The sequence below is a fragment of the Mesorhizobium sp. M7D.F.Ca.US.004.03.1.1 genome, assembly GCF_003998635.1.
Taxonomy (GTDB): Bacteria; Pseudomonadota; Alphaproteobacteria; order Rhizobiales; family Rhizobiaceae; genus Mesorhizobium; species Mesorhizobium loti.
Map to the genome: position 1 here is coordinate 1 of NZ_RZQG01000175.1, position 8488 is coordinate 8488.

General features: G+C 64.0%; 8 protein-coding genes and 1 pseudogene. 5 read left to right on the forward strand and 4 right to left on the reverse strand.

The window, feature by feature from the left end; translation table 11 throughout:
- Together EN935_RS12780 and EN935_RS12790 are read right to left on the reverse strand one after the other, a co-directional pair.
- Nucleotides 1-550: pseudogene (locus tag EN935_RS12780) on the reverse strand (hypothetical protein); the annotation flags it as partial.
- A gap of 618 nt (nt 551-1168) precedes the next feature.
- Nucleotides 1169-2059 (reverse strand): D-alanyl-D-alanine carboxypeptidase family protein, encoded by an 891-nt coding sequence (locus EN935_RS12790; protein WP_127262369.1) that lies wholly within the window; start codon nt 2057-2059, stop codon nt 1169-1171.
- 237 nt (nt 2060-2296) lie between these two features.
- On the opposite strand from EN935_RS12790, the gene EN935_RS12795 reads away from it, so the two are divergent.
- From EN935_RS12795 to EN935_RS12805, 3 genes are all read left to right on the forward strand, one after another.
- A complete protein-coding gene (locus EN935_RS12795) occupies nt 2297-3397 on the forward strand; it encodes a hypothetical protein (RefSeq protein WP_127262370.1) in 1101 nt (366 codons plus the stop codon).
- A 110-nt stretch (nt 3398-3507) separates the two neighbouring features.
- Nucleotides 3508-4128: a nucleoside triphosphate hydrolase gene (locus EN935_RS12800; protein ID WP_127262371.1), complete on the forward strand. Its 621-nt coding sequence runs from the start codon at nt 3508-3510 to the stop codon at nt 4126-4128.
- An 86-nt stretch (nt 4129-4214) separates the two neighbouring features.
- On the forward strand, nt 4215-4562 hold the full coding sequence (locus EN935_RS12805; protein ID WP_127262372.1) for a hypothetical protein: 348 nt from the start codon (nt 4215-4217) through the stop codon (nt 4560-4562).
- A gap of 27 nt (nt 4563-4589) precedes the next feature.
- Here EN935_RS12805 and EN935_RS12810 read toward each other — a convergent pair whose 3' ends face one another.
- Nucleotides 4590-5294 (reverse strand): glutathione S-transferase N-terminal domain-containing protein, encoded by a 705-nt coding sequence (locus EN935_RS12810; RefSeq protein ID WP_127262373.1) that lies wholly within the window; start codon nt 5292-5294, stop codon nt 4590-4592.
- A 358-nt stretch (nt 5295-5652) separates the two neighbouring features.
- Here EN935_RS12810 and EN935_RS12815 point away from each other — a divergent pair, with 358 nt between their 5' ends.
- Both EN935_RS12815 and EN935_RS12820 read left to right on the forward strand, forming a co-directional pair.
- Nucleotides 5653-6555 (forward strand): VOC family protein, encoded by a 903-nt coding sequence (locus tag EN935_RS12815; RefSeq protein ID WP_127262374.1) that lies wholly within the window; start codon nt 5653-5655, stop codon nt 6553-6555.
- A 33-nt stretch (nt 6556-6588) separates the two neighbouring features.
- Nucleotides 6589-7191, forward strand: coding sequence for a sulfotransferase family protein (locus EN935_RS12820; RefSeq protein WP_127262375.1), 603 nt, complete (start codon nt 6589-6591; stop codon nt 7189-7191).
- 116 nt (nt 7192-7307) lie between these two features.
- On the opposite strand, the gene EN935_RS12825 is transcribed toward EN935_RS12820, so the two are convergent.
- On the reverse strand, nt 7308-8488 hold a 1181-nt coding region (locus EN935_RS12825; RefSeq protein WP_245488932.1), incomplete at its 5' end, for a beta-ketoacyl-[acyl-carrier-protein] synthase family protein.

Here is an 8488-nt window from a genome sequence, read left to right on the forward strand (position 1 = left end):
GCAGCACGCTGCCGAACGAGATCAGGAACCACCAGCTGCCGCCGAAGGCCGCCATGTTGTCGGAGACACGGTCGGCAAAGGTCCGGTGTTCCTCAAACTCCTCCTCTGAGTTTTCGGAAATGGTGTCTTGTCTGGCGATCGATTCGACCACCTGGCGGTCGAGCTCGGAGAATTCGCCGTGCTCCTGCTGCAGAAGCTCCTCCATGTAGCGCATGCGGTAGCGGCCGAGCTCGGCGCGGCTGATGCGGGCGCCGGTCGGCAGGTCCGGGTGATCGGCGTGGATGCGGTCGGCGAGGCTCGGGCGCAGCGTGTCGATGCGCACGAGATCGCGCTTGCGGAATTTGCGGCCCGATATCGCCGACGGTTTTTTCTTGGGCTTGCCGCGTGATGCGCCTGGAGCGGATGGTTCCGAGTCGGGCACATCGGGCGTTTCGAGCTGCTCGTCCGAGGTCTGGTCGGCCTCGTGCTCGCCAATGATCGGCGCCTCGAAATATTCGCCGCCATTGTCGTTCTCTGCCGCCTGCTCGGGCGTTTTCGGGACGGTGCTCATGGTGCGGGCTCCTGCTGTGGTGCTGCGATGGACGATAAGCAGAGGTGGCGGCGCATAGCCAGCGCGGGACACGGATTTCGCATGCCGGACAAGTGGTTTTGATCGGAGAGGCGATGTGGCTGGCGACGGCGCGGTGAGGCATTGGAGATCGTCGTCATCCGTGGGCGACGCTCCGTCGCGAAGACCATGGGGTCTGCGCTGCGTTGCTTCGCTCCTTGCTCCGAGTCTGTGGAAGGACGGCACCGGCAACAAAAAACCCGCCTTGCGGCGGGTCACTGGCGCAAATCAGCACCATACGCAAGTTTATAGCATAGTTGCCGTCATCGGGCAATTGTCGAGGTCGGCGCCGCCCCTCATCGCCCTGCCGGGCACTTCTCCCCGTATAGTGACGGGGAGAAGGGGGGTGGCCGCAACGACGGTGTCCTTCTTGCAACGTTGATGATTGGCGAAACCGGCGACGAGAGCGCCCCTCTCCCCGTCACTATACGGGGAGAGGATGCCGGCAGGCAGGTGAGGGGCGGCATCAACGCCCGAAAAGGGAGATGGTGCGAGTTCGAAATCTGAATCGATTGCCCTGGCAGCCGGGGCAAGCCAGGCGCGAACCGCCCTGCTTCCTCACTACTGCTCGGCGAACATCAGCTTGGTCTTGGTGCCATCCATGGTCGGCGACAAACTCCGCTGGATCAGCGCTTCGACATGGTCGTTGCGCTGGCGGGCTGAGTCGGCGCCCATCACCACGACGATCAGGTTGCGGCCGTCGGCATTGTAGGAGGTGACGATGTTGAAGCCCGACGCCCTGATGTAGCCGGTCTTGATGCCGTCGACGCCGCGCACGCGGCCGAGCATGTCGTTGTGGCCGCGCACAAGCCTGCCGCGGAACATGAAGTCGCTTTCGGAGAAATAGTGGAATTGCTGGGGAAAGCGCTGATGAAGCGCCATGCCGAGCACCGCCATGTCGCGCGCCGTCGTCATCTGGCTGTCGTCGGGCAGGCCCGAGGCGTTGCGGAAGGTGGTGCTGGTCATGCCGATCTGGCGCGCCTTGGATGTCATCATGGCGGCGAACTGATCCTCCGAGCCGCCGAGATATTCGCCGACCGCCACCGCCACGTCGTTGGCCGATTTGACGACGATGGCGCGGATCGCCGAATCGACGTCGATACTCTCGCCGCGCCGGAAGCGCATCTTGGTCGGCGGCTGCGAGGCGGCATGGTCCGACACCGGGATCTGCGTCTCTTTGGTGACGCGACCGGCCTCCAGCGCCTCGAACAGCAGATAGAGCGTCATCATCTTGGTCAGCGAGGCCGGGTAGCGCTGCGCCGTCGAATTGACCTCGAACAGCTGCTTGCCGGTCCTGGCGTCGACGACGATGGCGGCATATTTCTGCGCCGGCGCCGGCACAGCCAGCACGCTGTCGGGCGGCGTCGTGGTGGTGCAGCCGGCAAGCAGCACCAGCAGGGCGAGTGCCGCAAAAACTCTCTGGATGAGCGGAAGGGGACGCAGGTTGGACAAGGGCAGGTCTGTTCTGGGGTCGGCTGTTGCTGAGATGAGACGAAGCTAACGTAACGCGGCTGTTGCGTCCATTTGGTTAATGCCGGTCATACAAAGGAATGTCATGCCCTCGCTTGGGTTCCTCGCCCCACAAGGGGGAGGGTGAAGGCAACCCTTGATGCAAAATGCCTGCCGCAGTGCTTGCGTAACCGCCGCCGAACGGGTTCTGTTTGCGCCTGCAGAATCGGTGAGAACGCAATGACCATCAGCACGATCAAGGCCAGGGGTATTTCGGTTTCGCTCGACCTCACGGTCGGCCACATCGCCGACATGGTCGTCGACGGTGGCGGGCGGCAGCTGAAGCCGCTGCACCGCGCGCCCTGGGTCGATGCGAACGAGACGCTGCCGGACAATTTGCCGGAAGGCACGGTTCGGCTGTCGGGCGATTTTCTCTGCGCGCCGTTTTCACGCAGCGATGTCGAGGAAGCGCCGCTGCATGGCTGGCCGGCCAACAGCACCTGGGATGTCGTCGAGAGCGCTGCGACAGGCGATGGCTGGCGCGCGGTCTACCGCCTGCGGCACAAGGTGATGGGCGCGAGCGTCGACAAGATCCTGACGCTGCGCGACGACCATCCCTTCCTCTACCAGGAGCATGAGTTTTGCGGCGGCCATGGCGCCATTTCGGTCGCGCATCACCCGATGACGTCGATGACCGGCGGCGGCAGGCTGGCCTTTTCGCCAAAGCGGTTTGCCGCGACGCTGGACGATCCGCTGGAGCCGGATCCCGCACGCGGCCGCTTCATGCTCGCCTATCCGGCACGCTCCGCCGATCTCAGCCATTTTCCCGCCGCCGGCGGCGGCACGCTTGATCTCACGGAATACCGTATGGACGACCGCCGCGAGGATTTCATCACCCTGGTCGAGGCCGATCATGGCGGGCCGGGCTGGACCGCGCTTGCGCGACAGGCCGAAGAGGACCTGGTGCTGGTGCTGAAGAACCCCGCCGAGCTGCCGATCACCATGCTGTGGCTCAGCAATGGCGGGCGCGACTACGCACCCTGGAGCGGCCGCCACCTTGGCGTGCTTGGCATCGAGGACGGCCGCGCTGCCGTCGGCCATGCCGCCTCGATCGGCGACAACTGGCTGAAGCGCGAAGGGGTGGCGACCGCCTTTGCGCTGGGCGAAGGCCAAAGCGTTTCCTTTCGCCATGTCATCGGCGCCATGCCGCTGTCCGGCGGCGAGCCGCCGCAGGAGGTCACGACGGCGGATGGCCGCATGCGGCTGGCAGCCGGCGGCTCGTCCTGGGAGGTTCCCTTCGACAGCGATTTCCTGCGCATCGGCCAGCCCGCGGCCGCCTGATGGGATTGCGCGAGCGCAGGGTTTGAAATTTCCACGAACTGCCGCCAAGATGTGGCCGAAATCATCATGCGGAACATGGTGGATCTGAAGCTCCTGCCAGCGAGGCTGTCATGTCCGAAATCGCCCATCTCGCCGCCACCATCTTCAAGCGTGCCGGCAAGGCAAACCGCTTCATCGTCGCCATTGCCGGGCCGCCAGGCTCCGGCAAGTCGACGCTGTCGGCGCGGCTGCATGACCTGCTGCCCGAAGGTGCTTCTGAAGTCGTGCCGATGGACGGCTTCCACTATGACGACGCCGTGCTCGAGCGGCGCGGCCTGCGCGCGCGCAAGGGCGCGCCGGAAACCTTCGACTTTGCCGGTTTTGAGGCCCTGCTGAAACGTATCCGGGCCGGCGAACCCGACATCGCCATCCCGGTCTTCGACCGCAACATGGAGCTGTCGCGCGCCGCCGCCTCGATCGTCGCCACCGAGACCAAATTCATCCTGGTCGAGGGCAACTACCTGTTGCTCGACGAAGAGCCGTGGTCGCGGCTGGCGCCGCTGTTCGATTTCTCGATCTTCGTCGACGTGCCGCGCAACGAGCTCGAGCGCCGCCTGCTTGAGCGCTGGCACGGGCACGGCCGCTCCGATGCGGATGCGCGCGCCTGGATCGCTTCCAACGACATGCCCAACATCGAGCGCGTGCTCGCCCGCCGCAGTGCCGCCGATCTGGTGATCGGCCTTTCCGCTTGATTCTACGGATTGCGCAAGGGGAACCTTAAGACTTTCAGGCCGTTATCGCCGACAAGGCAATTCTGCCAAAAGAGGGAGTCCGTGCGATGGCACAGAAGGCAAGAAAGCCCGCGCCCGCCAAGGGCAAGGCAACCCAATCCAAGGCAGGCGCCGGCCCGGCGATCACCGCCCGTTCGAAGGACGCCAAGCCGGCCTTTGGCAAGGCGGCGCCGAAGAAAGTGGTGCCGACAGCAGCAAAAGCCGCGCCGAAAGCCGCAAAGCCCAAAAAGGCTGCTAGCGCTGACGCCTCGATCTCGGGCAGCGCCATGCGCACGGTCAAGGCTGCGGCCAATGTAGCGGCGGGCGCGGTCGTCATCGCCGCCAGGGGCACCGCATCGTTTGCAGCCTCCATGGTCGGCAAGGGCGGCTCGAAAGCCAAGGCGAAGGCAAAGTAGCCTTCTCCAAGGCCTAGCTGACTTGCGTCAGGCTTTGGCGGGTATGGTCAGGCCCTTCTGCACCGCTGGCCGCGCCAGACCGCGTTCCAGCCATGTTCCCACATTGGTGAAATCGTCGAAGCCGACGAGTTCGCGCGCTTCGTAGAAGCCGATCAGGTTGCGCACCCAGCCGAGCAGCGAGATATCGGCGATGGTGTAGTCATTGCCCATGATCCACTTGCGCCCCTTCAGCCTGATGTCGAGCACACCGAGCAGTCGCTTTGATTCATCGCGATAGCGCTCCAGCGGGCGCTTGTCGGCGATCTCGCGGCCGGCGAATTTGTGGAAGAAACCGACCTGGCCGAACATCGGCCCGACTGAGGCCATCTGGAAGAACACCCACTGGATGGTCTCGTAGCGGCGCGCGGCGTCGACGGGCATGAGCAGGCCGGTCTTTTCGGCGAGGTAGAGCAGGATGGCGCCGGATTCGAACAGGCCGATCGGCTTGCCGTCGGGACCGTTCGGATCGATGATCGCCGGTATCTTGCCGTTGGGATTGAGCGACAGGAATTCCGGCGTCCAGCTTTCGTTCTGGCCGATGTTGACCCAATGCGGCTCGTAGGGCAGGCCGAGCTCTTCCAGGGCAATCGATATCTTCACGCCGTTCGGCGTTGTCGCGGAATAGAGCTGGAGCTGGTCGGGATGCCTGGCCGGCCAGCGTGTTGCAATCGGAAAGGCGGACAGGTCAGCCATGGAAAACTCCTGAATGGGGATTTGGCGTCGAGCGGCGCGGTTTTGGCGGGTCCACGCAGAATTAGGGGCGCGGCCGATCCTGATCAATATGTCAGCAGCAGTTTCGCCGTGCACGGACAGTCGCAGGAATTTGTGGGTATGGCAGCACGCCTCTCGCGATGGCCATCAACGCGGCGGCAGTCGGCGCGTCAAACTACCCACGGACGGGTCCACCATGTCATGGATTGCCCGCCGGACATCCAAGTGACAACAGGGGCGGCAACGGCCGGCTACCCCTGGCGAGGTCGACCCGAATTATGCGCAAGACAGGCATATCTTTCGCGGCTAATGTTCCAGCGCCGCAGGGAGGCAACGGCCGATGACGAGGCAAGAAACTCTGGCCAACGCCACCCGTCTCGGGCCGGTCCATCTGCGCGTCGTCGACATTCCAGCCGCTTTGCCGGTCTGGCGTGACGTCGTCGGCCTCTCGACGCTGACCAGGGACAGCGGGATCGTCGAACTCGGCGTCGACGGCAAGACCCTTATCGTGTTGCACGCTGGAGCAACAACCGTCCTGCCGCCAAAGTCCCGCGATCTGTTTCATGTCGCCATTCATGTCACGACACGCAAGGAATTGGCCCGGGTCGCAGCCCGGCTGCGTGCCTCAGGCCTGAGGCACGGCGCCCAGGATCATCTGATCTCGGAATCCCTTTACGTTTCCGATCCATCAGGCAACGGGATCGAGATCTGCTTCGACACGCCCGGGCGCCTCGCCTCCAGGGAAGAGACGGCTGGCGGCGGTGTTTCGCTTGTCGCCAAGGACGGCACAAGGCATTCCGGCCTCGAACCTCTGGATATCGATCGATTGCTGCAGGAGCTTGGCACGGCGGACCGTGTCAAGGTTCCGCTGGCGGCGGACAGCTTCATCGGCCACATTCATATGCGTGCGCGGTCGCCCGAAACGTTGATGGCGTTCTACCTCGGCGTGCTTGGCTTCAAGCCACATATCCAGTCTGCAACGTTTGGCCTGTTCGACTGCGGCACCGGGGAACGCCCGCACATGGTGGCATTCAACATCTGGGCTCGCGACGAGTTGAAAGAGCCACCGCTCGGCGCGGCAGGTCTCGAGCATTTTACCATCGTGCTTCCTACCCAGGAAGACCTCTCGGCCATCGCGCGACGTCTCGACGATGCGCACATGCCCTCGCTGCAAATGAACGGGGCGCTGGACCTCTCCGATCCCGAGGGAAACCGCCTGCGGGTGGTGCTCGCAAGCGATTGACGTGACGGCTGTGGGCCTGAGCCAGGAGGGACAATGGTGATAAGGGTAATCGGAACGGGCTTTGGCCGGACAGGAACGGACTCGATGCGCGAGGCGCTGACGATCCTTGGCTTCGGTCCCTGTCACCACATGTTCGAAGTCATGGCCAATGACGACCAGAAGCGGCTTTGGCGTGCGCTGGCGAAGGGCGCGGCACCAGACTGGAACCAGCTGTTTGCGGGCTACGCGTCCTGCATCGACTGGCCCTCGGCGTACTATTGGCGTGACCTGATTGAGTTCTATCCCGACGCACGGGTCATCCTGACATACCGATCGCCGGAAAGCTGGTGGACAAGCTTTGAGAAAACGATCCTGGCAGGTATCAGCCAGAGCACGGATCAGGAATCGCTGGGTCTTGCCTTGATCTCCAGGCAGGTCTTCGACAGCCGGCCGCACGATCGCGCCAATGCCATGGCCGTCTACGAAGCCAATGTAAGGGCGGTCGTTGCGACAGTGCCGTCAGGTCGGCTGCTGGTCCACAATCTGGGAGACGGATGGGAGCCGCTCTGCCTGCATCTTGGCGTGCCAGTGCCGGACCAGCCCTATCCCAATCGGAATAACACCAAGGACTTTCAGTCGGCTCTTGCACAGAACTAATTTGATCGTCCTGCAAGGTCGCTTGGCGGACGTTCTGCACGCGACCGTTACGCCTCGTTCAACTAGCCGCAATATCAGGCAGATGTAACCACGGGTCCGGTCAGGATCGCCTGGGATCAGACAGCCTTGAAGGCCAGCACCGCATTGGTGCCGCCGAAAGCGAAGCCGTTGCTGATCGCGGTGCGCACCTTGCGCTCGCGCGCCACATTCGGCGTGACGTCGAGGTCGCAATCGGGATCGGCCTCGCGAAAATTGGCGGTCGGCGGCACGATGCCTTCGCGGATCGCATTCACGCAGGCGATCATCTCCAATGCACCCGATGCGCCGAGGCAATGGGCGTGCATCGACTTGGTCGACGACACGGAAAGCTTGTAGGCATGGTCGCCGAAGACGCGCTTGATCGCCGCCGTCTCGATCTGGTCGTTGGCCTTGGTGCCGGTGCCGTGGGCATTGAGATAGTCGACATCCTCGGGATTGAACCCGGCGTCGGCCAGGCAGGCGCGCATGGCGGCCGTTGGTCCGTCGATGGTCGGCGCGACGATGTCGGACGCGTCGGCGGAGAGGCCGGCGCCGGCAATTTCGGCAAGGATGGTGGCGCCGCGCGCCATGGCGTGCTCATAGGTCTCCAGCACCGCCATGCCGGCGCCCTCGCCGAGCGACAGGCCCTGGCGATCGGCCGAAAATGGCCGGCAGGTGTCGGGCGCCAGCACGCGCAAGGCTTCCCAGCCCTTCAGGATACCCCAGACCAGTGGCGCATCGGTGCCGCCGGCGACCATGACGTCGGCACGGCCGAGCCTGATCTGGTCGACGGCCGAGGTGATGGCGTGGTTGGACGACGAGCAGGCCGAGGTGACGCCGAAGACCGGGCCGCGCAGGCCGAGATTCATGCTGACGTGGCCGGAGGCCGCACTTGGCATCACCTTTGGCACGGTGAAGATGCCGGCGCGATTCTTGCCCTCGATCAGGATAGCCCGATAGCTTTCTTCGATCGCCTCCCAGCCGCAGACGCCGACACCAACGACGGTGCCCATCCGATAGGTGGTGGCCTCATTCGAAACCAGGCCGGACTGCTGCATGGCTTCCCTGGCTGCGATCGTCGCCAACAGGCTGAAGCGGTCCATCGACACGGTCTGCTTGCGGTCGATGCCGTGATCGGGAAGTGTCTTGATTTCGCAGCCGACCTTGACCTTCAGGTCATGCAGCTGCGGACTTGTGATCTGGCCGATGGCCGAGCGGCCGGCGCGCATCTCGTTCCAGATCGCAGGCGCGCTGGTGCCGAGCCCGCAAATGCCGCCCA

Bases quoted from the DNA above. Each gene is read 5' to 3' on its own strand.
- EN935_RS12795 (WP_127262370.1), top strand. From the start codon at position 2,297: ATGACCATCAGCACGATCAAGGCCAGGGGTATTTCGGTTTCGCTCGAC.
- EN935_RS12800 (WP_127262371.1), top strand. From the start codon at position 3,508: ATGTCCGAAATCGCCCATCTCGCCGCCACCATCTTCAAGCGTGCCGGC.
- EN935_RS12805 (WP_127262372.1), top strand. From the start codon at position 4,215: ATGGCACAGAAGGCAAGAAAGCCCGCGCCCGCCAAGGGCAAGGCAACC.
- EN935_RS12810 (WP_127262373.1), bottom strand. From the start codon at position 5,294: ATGGCTGACCTGTCCGCCTTTCCGATTGCAACACGCTGGCCGGCCAGG.
- EN935_RS12815 (WP_127262374.1), top strand. From the start codon at position 5,653: ATGACGAGGCAAGAAACTCTGGCCAACGCCACCCGTCTCGGGCCGGTC.
- EN935_RS12820 (WP_127262375.1), top strand. From the start codon at position 6,589: ATGGTGATAAGGGTAATCGGAACGGGCTTTGGCCGGACAGGAACGGAC.